This is a genomic window from Haemophilus sp. oral taxon 851 str. F0397 (assembly GCF_000242295.1).
Taxonomy (GTDB): Bacteria; Pseudomonadota; Gammaproteobacteria; order Enterobacterales; family Pasteurellaceae; genus Haemophilus.
In genome coordinates, this window is sequence record NZ_JH591083.1 from 1 (window position 1) to 18069 (window position 18069).

Sequence of the window (18069 nt, forward strand, 5' to 3'; positions counted from 1 at the left end):
ACCCCGTGTCGAAAGATATGGGGTTTTTGTTTTTTCTATATAATATTAATTCGAATATTTCGTATTTTAAGGTATTATATCTATCATCTAATTTTCTATTTTGTATGAATATTTTTAATGAAACCAACCTTTCTAGAATTTAGACATCTTAAAACTTTATTGGCCTTAAAAGAGACAGGGAGCGTTTCTTTAGCTGCAAAGCGAGTATATTTAACCCAATCAGCCCTTTCTCACCAAATTAAATTAATAGAAGAACAGTTTGGTTTGCCTTTGTTTGAGCGTAAAAGTAATCCACTTCGTTTTACTTCGGCGGGAGAGCGTTTAATTCGTCTTGCTAATGAAGTGATGCCAAAAGTCGTAGATGCTGAACGTGATCTTGCTAGGGTTAAACATGGAGATGCGGGTCAGCTTCGCATAGCTGTGGAATGTCATACTTGTTTTGATTGGTTAATGCCTGCTATGGACGAATTTCGTCGGCATTGGGGGCTAGTTGAGTTGGATATTGTATCTGGTTTTCATACGGATCCTGTTGGTTTATTGCTTTCTCACCGAGCAGATTGGGCGATAGTATCAGAAGTAGAGCATAATGATGATGTCATTTTTAAACCGCTCTTTTCTTATGAGATGGTTGGGATTTGCTCAAAAGATCACCCTTTAGCAGAAAAAGACATTTGGGATGCGCAAGATTTTGCAGATGAAACCTGGGTAACTTACCCTGTTCCTGATGATATGTTAGATCTATTGCGTAAAGTGCTTAAACCAAAAGGCATTAATCCTACTCGCCGCACAACTGAATTGACTATTGCTATGATTCAATTAGTGGCGAGCCGTCGTGGCATTGCGACTATCCCTTATTGGGCTGCGTTGCCTTATTTGGAAAAGGGTTATGTTGTGGCAAGAAAAGTCACAAAAGAAGGTTTATATAGCAATCTATATGCGGCTATTCGCAAAGAAGATGAATCCCTTTCTTATTTAGAAGATTTTTATCAAACCGTAAAAGCTCAAAGTTTTTCAACTTTACCTGGGCTATCTGTTTTAGATTTATAGAAGTAATAAATGAATTTTTCTCTACAAAATCAGCAGCCTCACCCAATTAGTGCGGCGGCTAAAGCTGCTTTTCCTTATAGTGCGCCAATGATTGCCGGATTTTTATTTCTTGGTGTGGCATATGGTATTTATATGAAGGCACTGGGTTTCGGATTTTTATATCCTACTTTGATGGCTTTACTTATTTATGCTGGTTCTGTTGAGTTTATTGCTGCTGGAGCGCTTATCGCGCCTTTTTCTCCAATCAGTGTGTTATTAATTACCTTGATGATCAGTACTCGTCAGATTTTCTATGGCATATCAATGTTAGAAAAATATGGCGTATACATTGGTCATAAACGTTGGTATCTAATTACTACCCTTGTAGATGAATCCTTTTCTCTAAATTATATGGCCAAAATTCCACCTCACTTAGATAAAGGTTGGTATATGTTTTTTGTCAGCTTATATTTGCATATTTATTGGGTGGTTGGTGCTGCAATTGGTAACTTATTTGGCTCTGTTTTACCTTTTGATTTAAAAGGTGTGGAATTCTCGATGACCGCTCTTTTCTTAGTCATTTTTGCAGAAAATTGGATAAAGGAAAAATCTCATGAAAGCTCTCTATTGGGCTTAGGGATTGCATTGGCTTTTTTACTGATTGTAGGCAAAGAATATTTCTTAATTCCAACATTAATTGGTATCTGGTTAATTCTAACTATGCGTGGGCCTAAATTAGATACAAAATTGGAGTCGCTAAAATGACACTCACAGAACAGATTATGACGATTGGAATTTGTGTGCTTACTGTGCAATTTACGCGCTTATTGCCATTTTTTGTCTTCCCAGCTAATCGTCCGATTCCACAATATATTCGCTATCTTGGGAAAGTTTTACCTCCAGCTATGTTTGGTATGCTTGTAGTTTATTGCTATAAGAATATTGATGTTTTAACTGGTTATCATGGTATCCCTGATTTTCTTGCAGGCATAGTGGTGCTAGGGCTGCATTTTTGGAAGAAAAATATGTTTCTATCTATTGCGGTGGGTACGCTTTTCTATATGCTTTTAGTACAACTTGTCTTTATTTAGAATAAAATCATAGCTTTGATTTCTTTATAATCCTCTTGAATCTAAAGTTACTTTATGGTTTATAATCAATCCAATTTCTAGAATGGTAGAAATTGGAATTCTAGCTATTACAAAAGATAGAACCTCGTTTTATTAAATTCTTTTATTGTTCATAGTACGATCATCTAGATTGCTAAAAGAGTTTAGCCGGTGACAAAGTGCGGGTTGGGCGAGCTAATGTTATCTAATTCCCACAAATTGGATAAGCTTCCCAAGATTTTAGATGTGCGCACTCGTCCCGGCTTTTTATTTGCTCATGATGATAAAAATACCTTTATTCTTTGTAAGGTAAAATAATTTTATCTTGCAATCGGTTGCTTTTTTTTCTGATCTTTTCCTTATTTTAAAAATCTTTTATCATGACGCCCGTTTTTATTTTTAATCGGAGAGAATAGAATTATGGAGTTGAATTTAGTTGAATTATTGGGTTATATCGCAACCTTTTTTGTTGCAGTATCGTTTTTGTTTAAATCTATCGTACATTTACGCGTAGTGAACAGCATTGGCGCAATTTTATTTGTCATCTATAGCGTAATTATCTCGGCTTATCCTGTAGCATTATTAAATGCATTTTTAGCTGTTGTGAATGTTTATCAACTTTGGCGATTAAGACAAGAAAAAGTCTCTAAATAAAAGAAAAGCGTTGAATTAAATTTCAACGCTTTTTTTCTGGAAAAGTGCGGTGAAATTTCACCGCACTTTGTCGTTTTAATGTTCACGAGTTTTGTAAAAAACGACATCAGGATAACGTTCTTGAGCTAAATTCAGATTTACCATTGTTGGCGCAATATAGGTTAAGTTATCTCCACCATCCAAAGCTAAATTTTGCTCATTTTTGCGCTTAAATTCTTCGAATTTTTTCGCATCGGCACATTCCACCCAGCGTGCGGTTGCAACGTTCACATTTTCATAAATCGCTTCTACGTTATATTCAGTTTTTAGACGAGAAACCACCACATCAAACTGCAAGACACCCACCGCACCTACAATTAAATCGTTGTTCATTAATGGGCGGAATACCTGCACTGCACCTTCTTCTGAAAGTTGTACTAAACCTTTAAGTAATTGTTTTTGTTTGAGTGGATCTCTCAACCGAATGCGGCGGAATAGCTCAGGAGCAAAGTTTGGAATACCCGTAAATTTCAAGGTTTCGCCTTGCGTAAAGGTATCGCCAATTTGGATCGTGCCGTGATTATGTAAACCAATAATATCACCAGCGTAAGCTTCTTCGGCGTGAGCACGGTCACCAGCCATAAAGGTAAGCGCATCAGAAATCACCACATCTTTACCAATTCGAACATGTTTTAATTTCATGCCTTTTTCATATTTGCCCGAAACCACACGCATAAATGCAACTCGGTCGCGGTGTTTTGGATCCATATTAGCTTGAATTTTAAATACGAAACCACTAAATTTTTCTTCTGAACTTTCAACGGTTCTTGTATCTGCTTGACGAGATTGTGGTTTTGGCGCCCATTGTGTTAAACCATCAAGGAAATGATCCACGCCAAAGTTACCTAATGCTGTCCCGAAAAATACCGGCGTAAGTTCACCTTTAATAAAAGCATCATGTTCAAATTCGTTACTTGCGCCTTGCACTAATTCCAATTCATCGCGAAGTTGTTGTGCTAAATCATCGCCAACCGCGGCATCTAATTCTGGGCTATTTAAACCTTTGACAATGCGAACTTCTTGAATGGTTGAACCTTGACCGGATTGATAAAGATAGGTTTCATCTTTAGCGATATGATAAACGCCTTTAAATAATTTTCCGCAACCAATCGGCCATGTAATTGGCGCACAACGAATTTTCAGAATATTTTCCACTTCATCTAACAATTCCATCGGATCGCGAATATCGCGGTCGAGTTTGTTCATGAAGGTGATGATTGGCGTATCACGTAAGCGAGTCACTTCCATTAGTTTAATTGTGCGTTCCTCAACCCCTTTTGCGGAGTCGATAACCATTAAGCAGCTATCCACAGCAGTTAAAGTGCGGTAAGTATCTTCAGAGAAATCTTCGTGCCCCGGGGTATCAAGTAAGTTCACCAAGCAATCGTTATAAGGAAATTGCATTACGGAAGTGGTAATCGAAATTCCACGTTGTTTTTCCATTTCCATCCAGTCGGATTTTGCATGAGCAGTTGAGCCTTTGCCTTTTACAGAACCTGCTGTTTGAATCGCATTTCCGTATAAAAGTACTTTTTCGGTGATAGTTGTTTTACCTGCATCGGGGTGGGAAATAATCGCAAAAGTGCGACGTTTATTAACTTCTTCTAATGGATAACTCATTGTTTCTTCTTCATTCAATTAAAAATGTGGGCTATTTTCGCTGATTTTAGGTTTTTGCTCAAACGAATTTGTAAATAAAGTGCGGTTGGTTTTTTAGAAAAATTGGTCTGCTTTGTACAAAGACAAATTTTCGCTTATACTAGGCAAGTTTTTTACGCTAACAATATAGGAAAAATTATGGGGTTCTTAACAGGTAAACGCATTTTAGTAACTGGTCTTGCAAGCAATCGTTCTATCGCTTACGGGATCGCAAAATCAATGAAAGAACAAGGTGTAGAACTTGCTTTCACTTATTTAAACGATAAATTACAACCGCGCGTAGAAGAATTTGCTAAAGAATTTGGTTCTGATATCGTGCTTCCTTTAGATGTTGCAACTGATGAAAGCATCCAAAATTGCTTCGCAGAATTAAGCAAACGTTGGGATAAATTTGATGGTTTTGTTCATGCAATTGCATTTGCACCAGGTGATCAATTAGATGGTGATTATGTAAACGCCGCGACACGTGAAGGTTACCGTATCGCTCACGATATTAGCGCATACAGTTTTGTAGCTATGGCACAAGCGGCACGTCCTTACTTAAAGCCAAATGCTGCATTATTAACCCTTTCTTACTTAGGTGCAGAGCGCGCGATTCCTAACTACAACGTGATGTGTTTAGCTAAAGCGTCTCTTGAAGCAGCAACGCGCGTAATGGCAGCGGATTTAGGTAAAGAAGGTATTCGTGTGAATGCAATTTCTGCTGGTCCAATTCGTACTTTAGCGGCATCAGGTATTAAAAACTTCAAGAAAATGCTTTCTACCTTTGAGAAAACCGCTGCATTACGTCGTACAGTGACTATCGAAGATGTAGGTAACTCAGCAGCATTTTTATGCTCTGATTTAGCATCGGGTATTACTGGTGAAATCGTTCACGTAGATGCAGGTTTCAGCATCACCGCAATGGGCGAATTAGGCGAAGAATAATTTTTCTTACATTCTTTTTTAGGCAGGCTTTTCAGTCTGCCTTTTCTCTTTTTTAAAATATAACTATGTTTCAAGATAATCCTTTACTCGCACAGCTTAAACAACAAATCCACGACAGCAAAGAGCATGTAGAAGGCGTGGTAAAAAGCACAGATAAAGCCTATGGCTTTTTAGAGTGCGATAAGAAAACCTATTTCATCGCACCACCTTCAATGAAAAAGGTGATGCACGGCGACAAAATCAAAGCCACCATTGAAAAGCAAGGCGATAAAGAACAAGCCGAGCCGGAATCTTTAATTGAGCCAATGTTGACATGTTTCATTGCAAAAGTGCGGTTCAATAAAGATAAGAAATTGCAAGTTTTGGTGGATCATCCAAGTATTAACCAACCCATTGGCGCACAACAAGCTAAATCCGTAAAAGAAGAATTACAAGAAGGCGATTGGGTGGTTGCTAATTTAAAAACGCACCCATTACGTGATGATCGCTTTTTTTATGCCACTATTAATCAGTTTATTTGCCGAGCCGATGATGAATTCGCTCCTTGGTGGGTAACATTGGCACGTCATGAGCAATCTCGTTATCCTGTTCAAGGCGCTGAAAGTTATGAAATGTTAGATCAACAAACTCGTGAAGATCTGACCGCACTTCATTTTGTGACGATTGACTCTGAAAGTACAATGGATATGGACGATGCCTTATATATCGAGCCTATCGAACAAAATGCAGTACAAACAGGTTGGAAATTAGTTGTTGCGATTGCGGATCCAACAGCTTATATCGCGTTAGATTCTCAAATTGAAAAAGATGCGAAACAGCGTTGTTTCACCAATTATTTGCCTAGCTTTAACATCCCTATGTTGCCACGCGAATTATCTGATGAATTATGTTCGTTAATCGCAAATGAAACGCGTCCAGCGCTTGTTTGTTATATTGAAACGGATCTTGAAGGCAATATCACGGCTAAACCGCATTTTGTTTCGGCTTATGTTCAATCTAAAGCGAAATTGGCTTATAACAAAGTGTCGGATTATTTAGAACAGACAGACAATGCATGGCAACCCGAAACATCAGAAATTGCACAACAAATTAATTGGTTACATCAATTTACTAAAGCACGTATTCAATGGCGTAAGACTCATTCCCTGTTATTTAAAGAAAAACCAGATTATTCTTTTGTGCTTGCTGAAAATGGTAAAGTGGCAGAAATCAAAGCAGAATATCGTCGTATAGCCAATCAAATTGTCGAAGAATCGATGATTATTGCTAACATTTGTGCTGCGCAATTCTTAGCAGAGCAGGCACAAACTGGTATTTTCAATACGCATAGCGGTTTTGATAAGAAATTCTTAGAGAATGCGCACAATTTCTTAATGGCAAATTTAGCCAATGAACAAAATCAAGCTGAACTTGCGGAGCGTTATTCAGTAGAAAATTTGGCAACATTAAACGGTTATTGTCAAATGCGCCACGATATTGAACCGATTGAAGGCGACTATTTAGAATTCCGTTTACGTCGTTATTTAACTTTCGCTGAATTTAAATCGGAATTAGCACCGCACTTTGGTCTTGGTTTAGAAGGGTACGCGACATGGACATCACCAATTCGTAAATATTCTGATATGGTGAACCATCGTTTAATTAAAGCAGTATTGACACAACAAACTTGTAATAAACCACAAGATGAAGTGCTGGCCCGTTTACAAGAGGCTCGTCGCCAAAATCGATTAGTTGAGCGTGATATTGCGGATTGGTTATATTGCCGTTATCTTGCTGATAAAGTTGCATCAAATGCTGAATTTGAGGCGGAAGTGCAAGATGTGATGCGTGGTGGATTACGTGTGCAATTATTAGAAAATGGCGCCTCAATGTTTATACCTGCTTCAACTTTACATAATAATAAAGAAGAAATGCAGGTGAATTCTGATGAGATTGCCCTTTATATTAAAGGTGAGCGTATTTACAAAATAGGCGATATTGTGAAAGTGAAACTTACGGAAGTGAAAGAGACAACTCGCAGTATTGTCGGGGAAATCGTTCAATAAAATTGTTCTTCTTTAAACCGATTTTCAGTGATTGAAAATCGGTTTTTTCTTTTTTAAAAACTTCTTATTTCTTACCTAATTGTGGCAATACTGAATCTTTAATTGCGCTTAATAAACCTGTTTGTGCATAGATACCAAGTTTACCTCGGGTGTCAGATACATCTAAATTACGCATGGTTAATTGACCGATACGATCAATTGGATCAAATGGCGCATCTTCCACTTTTTCCATACTTAAACGTTCTGCTTCATAGGTTAAGTTCGGTGATTCGGTATTTAAGATAGTGAAGTCGTTACCACGACGAAGCTCAAGTGTTACCGTACCCGTAATTGCTTTTGCCACCCAACGTTGTGCTGTTTCACGCAGCATTAATGCTTGTGGATCAAACCAACGGCCTTGGTATAACAAACGGCCTAAACGGATGCCATTAATACGATATTGTTCGATGGTATCTTCATTGTGAATACCTGTTACTAAACGTTCGTAAGCAATATGCAATAATGCCATCCCCGGCGCTTCATAAATACCACGAGATTTTGCTTCAATTATGCGGTTTTCGATTTGGTCAGACATCCCTAAACCATGACGACCACCGATACGATTGGCTTCTAGAATAATATCAACTGCATTATCAAAACGTTTACCATTTAATGCGACAGGGACGCCTTCTTCAAACGTGACAGTGACTGTTTCTGGTTTAATTTCTACCTTCTCGTCCCAAAATGCGACACCCATAATTGGTTTAACAATTTTCATGCCTGTGCTTAATTGTTCTAAGTCTTTTGCTTCATGGGTTGCACCCAGCATATTGGAATCGGTCGAGTAGGCTTTTTCAACGGACATTTTGTAGTCAAAACCATTTTCGATAAGGAATTGAGACATTTCAAAGCGGCCACCAAGTTCTTCAATAAATTGCGCATCTAACCAAGGTTTATAGATTTTTAAATTCGGGTTTGTTAATAAACCATAACGATAGAAGCGTTCGATGTCATTCCCTTTGAATGTAGAACCATCCCCCCAAATATTTACATCGTCTTCTTTCATTGCTGCAACAAGCATTGTGCCAGTTACTGCACGACCAAGTGGAGTTGTATTGAAGTAAGGTATTCCGCCTGTAGAAATATGGAATGCACCGCATTGAATTGCCGCAATGCCTTCATGAGCAAGCTGAGCACGACAATCAATTAAGCGAGCATTTTCTGCACCATACGCCATCGCTTTTTTAGGGATTGCGCTGTAATCATCTTCATCAGGTTGACCTAAATTGGCGGTGTAGGCATAAGGCACCGCGCCTTTTTGACGCATCCAAAGTAATGCAGCGCTGGTGTCTAAGCCGCCAGAAAACGCGATACCGACTTTTTGCCCTTCAGGTAAATGTTGTAGAATTGTGTTTGACATATCTTTTCCTTGTTTATAATTTAGATTGAATAATTAATCATTTTATTTGAATAAAAAGTCATTTAAATATAACCGCACTTTTTATGTTTGTCTAGCCTTTTATGTATTAAGACGAAAAATCTTTAGTTATCATCATGCATAAAAATCCCCGCTGTAAATAGCAGGGATTTTGATCTCTATTTTGTTAATAAATCCAGTGCTTCCTGATATTTATCAACAGTTTTCTGAATAATATTTTCTGGCACTTTCGGTGCGGGAGCTTGTTTATTCCAGCCGCTATTTTCCAACCAATCGCGTACAAATTGTTTATCGAATGATGGAGGATTAATCCCCTCTTGATAAGTATCGATAGACCAAAAACGACTAGAGTCAGGTGTTAATACTTCATCCATTAAGGTGAGTGTGCCATTTTCATCTAAACCAAATTCAAATTTTGTGTCGCAAATAATAATACCTTTAGTCAGTGCATATTCTGCAGCTGCAGTATAAAGAGCGATAGCTTTTTCTTTTACTTGCGCCACTAAATCAGCCCCAATGAGTTTTTCACATTCTTCATAGCTGATATTTATATCGTGATTGCCAACGGCTTCTTTACTTGATGGGGTGAAAATAGGTTCTGCTAATTTACTAGCTTCAACCAAGCCTTCAGGTAATTTTAATCCGCAGATGGTACCAGTTTGTTTGTAATCTTTTAAACCACTGCCAGTTAAATAACCACGTACGATAGATTCAATTTTAATGGGATTCAAACGTTTACACACTACAGCGCGATCTTTGATTAAATCAGCTTCTTTTTTTGGTAACACATCATAAACACTCTCACCAGTGAAATGATTCGGCATAATGTGAGCAAGTTTGTTAAACCAAAAGTTGGATATTTGTGTCAGGATTTCGCCTTTTCGTGGAATGGGATCATCTAAAATAACGTCAAACGCAGATAAGCGGTCAGAAGCAACCATTAGCATACGTTTATCATCGATTTCATAGAGATCGCGTACTTTACCTGAATAGATTTTTTTTAGACTTAGAGTGGGGAGTTGTTGTGTCATCGTTTTGCACCTGTATGAAAGTAAAAACTGGCGCGTATTGTACCGCACTTTTAAAGCAAACGTTTGCTATTTTTTTTAAGAAATAAAAAATCTCCTGAAATTTCAGGAGATTTATAGTTTTTTATTTAGAAATATTTGGCTGTTATTGGAATGCTTCCTAGCTTAATTATTGTGCGGGTGGATTTGGGTTATCCAATACATCCCAGACGCTTTCTTGTCGAGGCGCAATTTCTGTTTCAGCTGGTGGAGTAGTTGGTGATGGAGAAGTCGTTAATGTGCCACCGCAGAAATTCTGTCCATTATTCACCCAAACTGGAATCACTCGATTGCTGTCACAATCCCAGCTACCATGTTGGGTAATACCAACCCATTTCATATTCGCAGGTTTATTTAGCTTCAATTTTTCAATATAAGTATGGCTTAAATAATCTTTATAAATCTGTAATGCGCCTGATGCACCAGTAAGTTTTGTTTCGCCATTATCATCGCGACCAAGCCAAACCGTGCTGATATTTTTTCCATCGATCCCCACAAACCAAGTATCACGCGCATCATTTGTTGTCCCAGTTTTACCGGCTAAACGTAAATCCGCATAATCATTTTGCAAGCTACGAGCTGTACCACGTTCAACAGTTTGTTGCATCGCAAATAACGTTTGGAATGCGGCTTCTTGTGGTACCACTTGTTTTGCGGTTTTATCATGTTGATAAATGATATTTCCTTGACGATCCGCAATGGTATCGACGGTTGTGAGTTCAATCCGTCCACCTTGATTTGCAATAGTTTGATAAAGTTTAGTTACATCATAAGGTGAGATGGTATAAGCCCCGAGCAACATGGCGGGCACTTTTGGGATTTCCACATTATCCCATCCCATTGATTTTTGTGTATCAATGACTTTGCTCAAGCCGACTTTCATCCCAATATTCACAGTCGGAATATTTAAAGAACGCGCTAAGGCATCCATTAACATCACTGAACCGCTATATTTTTTATCATAGTTGCGCGGCTGCCACGGCGGGCTACCTTTGACATTAATCGTAATTGGCTGGTTATTAATTGGGGTATTCAAACGGAACTGTTCTGGATTCGAAAGTGCGGTTAAATAAATTGATGGTTTGACTAAAGAACCAATCTGACGTTTTGCCATTAATGCACGATTAAAGCCTGCATATTGCGTTTGCAAACCACCCACTACCGCACGAATTTCACCCACACGGTAATCCGCAACAATCATGGCGCCTTCTAAATATGGATTTTTAGTTTTCAGTTGTAGTTGTGAAACTGTATTCACCACTGCATTTTCTGCTTGGGCTTGTTGTTTTAAATCCATTGTGGTGAAAATCCGTGCGCCAAGTAAACTGGATATTTTATGTTCGCCTAGCTCACGACGTAAATCCGCCTGTAAAGTTTGAATAAATGACGGATATTTACGGGAGATTTGTCCTTTTTGTTGAACACCTAAAGGTCGTTGGCTTAATAATTGGTAAAGTTCATCACCGATCATTTTATGTTCAAGCATGAGCTTTAAAACAACATTACGACGTTCTAAGGCATTTTGAGGATTACGCCAAGGATTATAAAGTGAAGGGCCTTTGACCATCCCGACTAAAAGTGCAATTTGATCTAAGCTAATTTCACGAATCGAACGACCAAAATAGAATTGGCTAGCTAACTCAAAACCGTGAATTTGCGTATCACCATTTTGTCCGAGATAAATTTCATTAAGATAGGTCTCGAGAATACGGTTTTTATCATAACGCCAATCTAACACCAATGACATTAAGGCTTCGTTCGCTTTCCGGGTAATCGTACGTTCGCTTGATAAAAATAAATTTTTCACGAGTTGTTGAGTGAGCGTACTACCACCTTGTACCGTTTGCCCCGCACGGATATTGGTAATTAATGCGCGTATAATGCCCACTGGGTTTATACCATGATGATCATAAAAACGGCGATCTTCCGTTAAAATTAAGGCGTCAATCAATAAGCGCGGGTAATTTTGCAAAGGAATTGCAAGGCGATCTTCATTATCAGATTCCAACATCGCAATCAATTTTGGTGCAAGGCGAAACTCATCGATAGCTTTTACAGCTACGAGATCTTCAATTCGATTAAGTTTGTTATCGACAAAACGTAAACGTAAAACTCGTTGTGGTTCTGGTTTATCAGGGAAAGGAAAAGCTCGACGAAGAACCACAATGGTATCATCTTCCAATTTGAAATCGCCTGGTGCCGCTACCATGGTTGTTTGGCGATATTCGTTATCTAATAAAATTTGAATCACTTCATCGAAAGCGAGATTATCTGAAATCTTCACGCTTTCAATGCGGCTATACACTTCAGCGGGCAAACGCCAAATTTGCCCATCCATTTTTGAACGGATTTGCCAATCTAAGTATCCTCCATAAAATACGGTTAATACCGCACCAGTAAACGCTACTTTTAATAGGAAACTTTTGAAAGAACTACGTTTTTTGGGTGTTTTTTCTTCGGGATTTTTTTGAACGTTTTCGGTGGTCATAGTCGGTTAAGAGATAAAATCAACATAAGCTTCGAGGAAATGGATAAAATCTTGCGTGCCACAAAAAGCAATGCTTTCTTCATCATAATAATGAAAATCGTCTTCCAAAATTTCATCTGTTTCAATGGCGAGATTATTCGCTCGTACCATTACTTCATCAGTATCTAAAAACAAAGTATATTCTGCGCCGATTAAGATCTTTTCTTGATTTTCAGAGAGTGATTGCGCAGTAGAAAGTGCGGTCAAAATCGCCTTTGGATTTGACCGCACTTCTGTATTGAACCAGTTAGCAAGAGCAATGTGTTCCATCGAACATTTTACGGATACATTGCCTTGATAATGTGTAAATTGAAAATCCATCTTAGATACTAAAGGATGAACCACAGCCACAAGTGCTGGTAGCATTTGGATTATTTACAGTAAAGCGTGAACCTTCTAAACCTTCTGTGTAATCAACGGTACCACCGATTAAATACTGTAAACTCATTGGGTCAATCACAAGTTGAACCCCTGATTTTTCAATCGTTAAATCGCCTTCATTCACTTTTTCATCAAAAGTAAAACCATATTGGAAACCGCTACAGCCGCCACCCGTGATATACACGCGTAATTTCAAATTAGTATTTTCTTCTTCGCTGATTAAATTTTTTACTTTATTCGCTGCTGCATCAGTAAATGTCAATGGTACTGCAATGTTATCTGTCATAATTATTTCCCGCTTCCCGAAAATTTGAATTCCGTTATTATCTAATAACCATTTACTCCATTCAAGTATAATCCAGTTTTTTCCTAGAAATCGTGCTATAATCTGGCAAAATTTTTTTCAAAAAAGGTGAAATAAAATGGCTATTCCAATTAGAACAGAAAAAGAAATTGTAAAACTACGTGAGGCCTGCAAATTGGCTTCGGATGTGCTGGTGATGATTGAACCTTACGTAAAAGCAGGTGTAACTACAGGCGAACTTGATCGAATTTGCCATGAATATATGGTGAATGAACAAAAGGTTATCCCAGCGTGTTTGAATTATCATGGTTTCCCAAAAGCGACCTGTATTTCCATTAACGAAGTTGTTTGTCACGGTATTCCAAGTGACGATAAAGTGCTTAAAAACGGCGATATTGTGAATATTGATGTCACGGTGATTAAAGACGGTTATTTTGGTGATAACTCAAAAATGTATATCGTGGGCGGTGAAACGAATATTCGTAGTAAAAAGTTAGTGGAAGCCGCACAGGAAGCCTTATACGTGGGATTGCGCACAGTAAAACCAGGTATTCGTTTAAATGAAGTAGGTAAAGCTGTGCAAAAATATACTGAAAGTCAAACTTTCAGTGTTGTGCGTGAATATTGTGGACATGGTGTCGGTACAGAATTTCACTGCGAACCTCAAGTATTGCATTATTATGCAGATGATGGTGGTGTGATTTTAAAACCAGGCATGGTGTTCACGATTGAGCCAATGATTAACGCGGGCAAAAAAGAAGTGCGCGTGATGGGAGATGGTTGGACAGTAAAAACCAAAGATCGTAGCCATTCAGCACAATACGAACATCAACTTGTTGTCACAGAAACTGGTTGTGAAGTAATGACTATCCGCGATGAAGAAATTGCAGAAGGTCGAATTTCACGGATTATGGTGAATGTGTAATTGACATTAAATTATAAGATAGGGGCGTAGATATACGCCCTTTTTGTTTTTCTTTATAATAAATCGACTTCGATCTAACAAAAGGCAATTCATATGCTGTTTTTTCCGACATTATCTTCTCCTTTAACGCCAAGTGCGGTCAAAATTGAACGAGAAAATCTTAAGCAATTTGAGCTCGAGAATTTTTCTCGTTATTCCATTTTTGAGCTTATTGAAAATCGCAGTGATTTTTATGATGTCTTATTGATTCAACTTTGGCAGGAAATGGGATTAAGTGAACAGCAAGGCATTTCTTTAATTGCGGTGGGGGGGTATGGACGGCGTGAGATGTTTCCTTTGTCGGATTTAGATTTTTTAATTTTGGTCGAGCAAATACCTAGCCCAGAAATTGAAGAAAAGATCACCCAATTTATCCAATTTTTATGGGATTGTGGCTTTGAGGTGGGAAATAGTGTTCGAACCTTAGAACAATGCGAGTCGGAAGGAAAACAAGATATTACGATTGCCACCAATTTATTAGAAGCCAGATTTCTTGTTGGCAATCGACCGCACTTTGATGCGCTAAATGAATTGGTAAAACGTGCTGATTTTTGGTCGAAAGAAGATTTTTTTAATGCCAAAGTGCAAGAGCAAATAGAACGTTATCAGCGTTATCACAATACGGCTTATAACCTTGAGCCAGATATTAAGTACAGCCCTGGTGGTTTGCGTGATTTGCATTTGTTGTATTGGGTGGCGTTGCGCCATTCGGGGGCGTTGACTCTTGAGGCCATTTTACAAAGTGGTTTTATTTATCCTCAAGAGTATCTGCAACTACAAGAAAGTCGTGCATTTTTATTTAAGGTGCGGTTCGCTTTGCATTTGATTTTGAAACGTTACGATAATCGTCTGTTGTTTGATCGTCAAATTAAAGTCAGTGAATTGTTAGGGTTCCGAGGGGAAGGCAATCAAGCTGTGGAAAAAATGATGAAATATTTTTTCCAAGCATTGCACCGCATTTCGCTGATTAGTAATTTGTTGATTCAGCATTATCGAGAAAATGTGCTTTCATCAAATCAGGACAGCGTGATTCATCAGTTAGACGATGATTTTCAACTGATTAACCAATGCTTATGTTTGCGTAATAGCCGTGTTTTTCAAGAAAAACCAGAGCGAATTTTAGATCTATTCTTTTATTTAACGCAGTACGAATGGGCGGATATTCATTCTGATACCTTGCGTCAATTACAAATTTCCTTAGAGCAACTACCACGAAAATTATGCGAGATTCCTGCTGCTCGAGAAAAATTTCTACGTTTGTTTAATCAACCTAATGCGATTAAGCGTGCATTTATACCAATGCACCAATATGGCGTATTAACAGTATATCTTCCCCAATGGCAAGCCATTGAGGGCTTAATGCAATTTGATTTATTTCATATTTATACGGTGGATGAGCATACATTGCGCGTGATGTTGAAATTGGAAAGTTTTCTGTCACAAGAAAGTGCACAAGAACATCCGATTGCTCATCGAATTTTTAGCCAACTTTCTGACCGCACTTTACTTTATATTGCGGCGTTATTCCACGATATTGCAAAAGGGCGGGGGGGTGATCACGCAGAACTTGGCGCAGAAGACATAGCAGACTTTGCGCAATTACATGATTTAGATCGCCGAGAAATTGATACCCTTGCTTGGCTAGTCCAATCCCATTTGCTGATGTCAATTACGGCGCAACGCCGTGATATTCATGATCCTGAAGTCGTCATGAATTTTGCGGAAGCCGTGCAAAATCAAGTTCGGCTAGATTATCTCACCTGTTTAACGGTAGCGGATATTTGTGCAACCAATGGTAATTTATGGAATAGCTGGAAACGTTCGCTTTTTGCCTCTTTATATGAATTTACCGAACAGCAATTTGCACAAGGCATGAAAGAATTACTTGATTATTCAGAAAAATCGGAAGAAAACCGAAAACTTGCACAACAAATTTTAACGCAGGATTATTCCGATATTGCACCAATCTCGATTGCGCAATTATGGGATCGTTGTCCTGAAGATTATTTTGTGCGTAATACGCCAAAACAAATCGCGTGGCATACAAGTTTGCTGGTGGATTTCGCAGAGGCATTATTAGTGAAAATTAGTAATCGCTTTTCACTTGGTGGCACGGAAGTATTTATTTATTGCCAAGATCAACCGCACTTATTTAATAAAGTCGTGAGTACCATAGGCGCAAAAAAATTCAGTATCCATGATGCACAGATTATTACGACACAAGATGGTTATGTTTTTGATAGCTTTATCATCACGGAATTTAACGGTGAATTAGTGGAATTTGATCGTCGTCGAGAATTAGAGCAAGCTCTAACGGTATCTCTTCAAAGTGAAAAATTACCCGCACTTTCTATTACACCGAATCGTCAGCTTCAACATTTCACCGTACAAACTGACGTGCGTTTTTTACATGAAAATAAAAAAGAGCATACTGAAATGGAACTGGTTGCGTTGGATAAACCAGGGGTATTAGCGCAAGTGAGTCAGATTTTCAGTGAACTAAATCTCAATTTATTGAATGCAAAAATTACCACTGTGGGCGAGAAAGCGGAGGATTTTTTTATTTTGACGAACCAATTTGGGCAAGCTCTGGATTCTCAACAAAGAGAAATATTACGTAACGTGCTGTATCGAAATATTGGATAGTCCTTTTTATAAAAATATATTTCTAGGTAAATTTGCCTTATGTTATCCTTTACAAAAAATTTTAGGGTCACACTATGCTGAGTATTTTTGTTACTTTTCTTGGCGCATTTTTAACATTGATTGTGATGCGACCAGTTGCAAATTGGATTGGATTAGTTGATAAGCCAAACTATCGTAAACGTCATCAAGGCGCAATTCCGCTAATCGGTGGCGTATCGCTTTTTGTTGGAAATCTTTGCTATTACCTGATGGAATGGGATCAACTTCGATTACCGTATCTTTATTTGTTCAGTATTTTTGTTTTATTGGCGATAGGGATTTTAGATGATCGTTTTGATATTAGTCCTTTCTTAAGAGCAGGGATTCAAGCAATTCTGGCGATTTTAATGATCGATCTTGGGAATGTTTATCTTGATCATCTAGGTCAAATTTTAGGGCCTTTCCAGTTAACGCTTGGTTCAATTGGTTTGATTATTACCGTCTTTGCCACTATTGCGATTATTAATGCCTTTAATATGATTGATGGTATTGATGGATTGCTTGGGGGACTCTCTTGCGTTTCTTTTGCCGCCATTGGTTTCTTGATGTATCGAGACGGGCAAATGGATATGGCGCATTGGAGTTTTGCTTTAATCGTGTCGATTTTACCTTATTTGATGCTAAATCTAGGAATTCCATTTGGACCGAAATATAAGGTGTTTATGGGGGATGCGGGGAGTACATTAATTGGTTTTACCATTATTTGGATTTTGTTATTGAGTACGCAAGGAAAAGGACATCCGATGAATCCAGTCACCGCACTTTGGATTATTGCGATTCCTTTGATTGATATGGTTGCGATTATTTATCGCCGTGTACGTAAAGGTAAAAGCCCATTCCGCCCAGATCGTTTACATGTTCATCATTTAATGGTGAGAGCGGGTTTGACATCAAGACAAGCCTTTTTATTGATTACATTTGTTTCTGCAGTTTGTGCAACTATCGGTATTTTAGGGGAAGTTTATTATGTGAATGAGTGGGCGATGTTTGTCGGCTTTTTCATTTTATTTTTCCTTTATGTATATTCAATTACGCGTGCATGGCGAATTACTCGTTGGGTCAGAAGAATGAAACGTCGCGCCAAACGGTTGAAGAAAGCATAAAAATAAAGGCTTGTGTTATTAAATCACAAGCCTTTATTTTTTGAGAAAATTCACCGCACTTTTAACATTTTGGTGATCTATTTTTATAGATAGAAAAAATCCCTAGCCTTTTGGCTAGGGATTGAAATTTGGAGCGGGAAACGAGGCTCGAACTCGCGACCC

At 38.2% G+C, this 18069-nt stretch carries 15 protein-coding genes and 1 tRNA gene (1 of these 16 only partly in view); 9 read left to right on the forward strand and 7 right to left on the reverse strand.

Annotated elements, in window-relative coordinates; all coding sequences use genetic code 11:
* Positions 1-117 precede the first annotated feature (117 nt).
* From HMPREF9096_RS00650 to HMPREF9096_RS00635, 4 genes are all read left to right on the forward strand, one after another.
* Complete coding sequence (locus HMPREF9096_RS00650) at positions 118-1047, forward strand: LysR family transcriptional regulator (protein ID WP_009500959.1); 930 nt, start codon at positions 118-120, stop codon at positions 1045-1047.
* A gap of 9 nt (positions 1048-1056) precedes the next feature.
* A complete protein-coding gene (gene azlC / locus HMPREF9096_RS00645) occupies positions 1057-1791 on the forward strand; it encodes an azaleucine resistance protein AzlC (RefSeq protein WP_009500961.1) in 735 nt (244 codons plus the stop codon).
* Entirely contained in the window at positions 1788-2117 is a 330-nt protein-coding gene (locus tag HMPREF9096_RS00640) for a branched-chain amino acid transporter permease (RefSeq protein WP_005643719.1), read from the forward strand. Before azlC ends, HMPREF9096_RS00640 begins: the two co-directional genes overlap by 4 nt.
* Positions 2118-2555: 438 nt before the next feature.
* Positions 2556-2789 carry a YgjV family protein gene (locus tag HMPREF9096_RS00635; protein WP_009500964.1) on the forward strand — a complete coding sequence of 78 codons (234 nt, stop codon included), beginning with the start codon at positions 2556-2558 and terminating at the stop codon, positions 2787-2789.
* A 75-nt stretch (positions 2790-2864) separates the two neighbouring features.
* Here HMPREF9096_RS00635 and prfC read toward each other — a convergent pair whose 3' ends face one another.
* Complete coding sequence (gene prfC / locus HMPREF9096_RS00630) at positions 2865-4448, reverse strand: peptide chain release factor 3 (RefSeq protein WP_005644678.1); 1584 nt, start codon at positions 4446-4448, stop codon at positions 2865-2867.
* Between the two features lie 177 nt (positions 4449-4625).
* On the opposite strand from prfC, the gene HMPREF9096_RS00625 reads away from it, so the two are divergent.
* Positions 4626-5414 carry an enoyl-ACP reductase gene (locus HMPREF9096_RS00625; RefSeq protein ID WP_009500966.1) on the forward strand — a complete coding sequence of 263 codons (789 nt, stop codon included), beginning with the start codon at positions 4626-4628 and terminating at the stop codon, positions 5412-5414.
* A 65-nt stretch (positions 5415-5479) separates the two neighbouring features.
* The gene (rnb, locus tag HMPREF9096_RS00620) at positions 5480-7459 is read left to right on the forward strand and encodes an exoribonuclease II (RefSeq protein ID WP_009500968.1); all 1980 of its coding nucleotides are present in this window, start codon (positions 5480-5482) and stop codon (positions 7457-7459) included.
* 64 nt (positions 7460-7523) lie between these two features.
* Here the strand turns inward: rnb and argG are convergent, their stop codons facing one another.
* The 5 genes from argG to erpA all read right to left on the reverse strand — a co-directional run bounded on the left by argG (position 7524) and on the right by erpA (position 13137).
* A complete protein-coding gene (gene argG / locus HMPREF9096_RS00615) occupies positions 7524-8858 on the reverse strand; it encodes an argininosuccinate synthase (protein ID WP_009500969.1) in 1335 nt (444 codons plus the stop codon).
* 176 nt (positions 8859-9034) lie between these two features.
* Complete coding sequence (locus tag HMPREF9096_RS00610) at positions 9035-9907, reverse strand: phosphoribosylaminoimidazolesuccinocarboxamide synthase (protein WP_009500970.1); 873 nt, start codon at positions 9905-9907, stop codon at positions 9035-9037.
* A 166-nt stretch (positions 9908-10073) separates the two neighbouring features.
* On the reverse strand, positions 10074-12431 hold the full coding sequence (mrcB, locus tag HMPREF9096_RS00605) for a penicillin-binding protein 1B (protein ID WP_009500971.1): 2358 nt from the start codon (positions 12429-12431) through the stop codon (positions 10074-10076).
* A gap of 6 nt (positions 12432-12437) precedes the next feature.
* Complete coding sequence (locus HMPREF9096_RS00600) at positions 12438-12791, reverse strand: YacL family protein (protein WP_009500972.1); 354 nt, start codon at positions 12789-12791, stop codon at positions 12438-12440.
* Position 12792: 1 nt separating this feature from the next.
* The gene (erpA, locus tag HMPREF9096_RS00595; protein WP_009500973.1) at positions 12793-13137 is read right to left on the reverse strand and encodes an iron-sulfur cluster insertion protein ErpA; all 345 of its coding nucleotides are present in this window, start codon (positions 13135-13137) and stop codon (positions 12793-12795) included.
* A 136-nt stretch (positions 13138-13273) separates the two neighbouring features.
* Here erpA and map point away from each other — a divergent pair, with 136 nt between their 5' ends.
* The 3 genes from map (at position 13274) to wecA (ending at position 17907) form a co-directional block, all read left to right on the forward strand.
* Positions 13274-14080 carry a type I methionyl aminopeptidase gene (gene map / locus HMPREF9096_RS00590; RefSeq protein WP_005632605.1) on the forward strand — a complete coding sequence of 269 codons (807 nt, stop codon included), beginning with the start codon at positions 13274-13276 and terminating at the stop codon, positions 14078-14080.
* A gap of 93 nt (positions 14081-14173) precedes the next feature.
* Complete coding sequence (gene glnD, locus HMPREF9096_RS00585) at positions 14174-16765, forward strand: bifunctional uridylyltransferase/uridylyl-removing protein GlnD (RefSeq protein ID WP_009500974.1); 2592 nt, start codon at positions 14174-14176, stop codon at positions 16763-16765.
* Between the two features lie 74 nt (positions 16766-16839).
* Complete coding sequence (wecA, locus tag HMPREF9096_RS00580) at positions 16840-17907, forward strand: UDP-N-acetylglucosamine--undecaprenyl-phosphate N-acetylglucosaminephosphotransferase (RefSeq protein ID WP_005644695.1); 1068 nt, start codon at positions 16840-16842, stop codon at positions 17905-17907.
* A gap of 129 nt (positions 17908-18036) precedes the next feature.
* Here the strand turns inward: wecA and HMPREF9096_RS0108875 are convergent.
* Positions 18037-18069, reverse strand: a tRNA-OTHER gene (locus HMPREF9096_RS0108875) (it continues 43 nt past the right edge of the window).

What these genes read in the sequence shown, in the direction of transcription:
- HMPREF9096_RS00640 (WP_005643719.1), top strand. Translation starts at nt 1,788, where the DNA reads ATGACACTCACAGAACAGATTATGACGATTGGAATTTGTGTGCTTACT.
- map (WP_005632605.1), top strand. Translation starts at nt 13,274, where the DNA reads ATGGCTATTCCAATTAGAACAGAAAAAGAAATTGTAAAACTACGTGAG.
- HMPREF9096_RS00635 (WP_009500964.1), top strand. Translation starts at nt 2,556, where the DNA reads ATGGAGTTGAATTTAGTTGAATTATTGGGTTATATCGCAACCTTTTTT.
- mrcB (WP_009500971.1), bottom strand. Translation starts at nt 12,431, where the DNA reads ATGACCACCGAAAACGTTCAAAAAAATCCCGAAGAAAAAACACCCAAA.
- glnD (WP_009500974.1), top strand. Translation starts at nt 14,174, where the DNA reads ATGCTGTTTTTTCCGACATTATCTTCTCCTTTAACGCCAAGTGCGGTC.
- HMPREF9096_RS00600 (WP_009500972.1), bottom strand. Translation starts at nt 12,791, where the DNA reads ATGGATTTTCAATTTACACATTATCAAGGCAATGTATCCGTAAAATGT.
- wecA (WP_005644695.1), top strand. Translation starts at nt 16,840, where the DNA reads ATGCTGAGTATTTTTGTTACTTTTCTTGGCGCATTTTTAACATTGATT.
- prfC (WP_005644678.1), bottom strand. Translation starts at nt 4,448, where the DNA reads ATGAGTTATCCATTAGAAGAAGTTAATAAACGTCGCACTTTTGCGATT.
- HMPREF9096_RS00610 (WP_009500970.1), bottom strand. Translation starts at nt 9,907, where the DNA reads ATGACACAACAACTCCCCACTCTAAGTCTAAAAAAAATCTATTCAGGT.
- argG (WP_009500969.1), bottom strand. Translation starts at nt 8,858, where the DNA reads ATGTCAAACACAATTCTACAACATTTACCTGAAGGGCAAAAAGTCGGT.
- erpA (WP_009500973.1), bottom strand. Translation starts at nt 13,137, where the DNA reads ATGACAGATAACATTGCAGTACCATTGACATTTACTGATGCAGCAGCG.
- azlC (WP_009500961.1), top strand. Translation starts at nt 1,057, where the DNA reads ATGAATTTTTCTCTACAAAATCAGCAGCCTCACCCAATTAGTGCGGCG.
- HMPREF9096_RS00650 (WP_009500959.1), top strand. Translation starts at nt 118, where the DNA reads ATGAAACCAACCTTTCTAGAATTTAGACATCTTAAAACTTTATTGGCC.
- rnb (WP_009500968.1), top strand. Translation starts at nt 5,480, where the DNA reads ATGTTTCAAGATAATCCTTTACTCGCACAGCTTAAACAACAAATCCAC.
- HMPREF9096_RS00625 (WP_009500966.1), top strand. Translation starts at nt 4,626, where the DNA reads ATGGGGTTCTTAACAGGTAAACGCATTTTAGTAACTGGTCTTGCAAGC.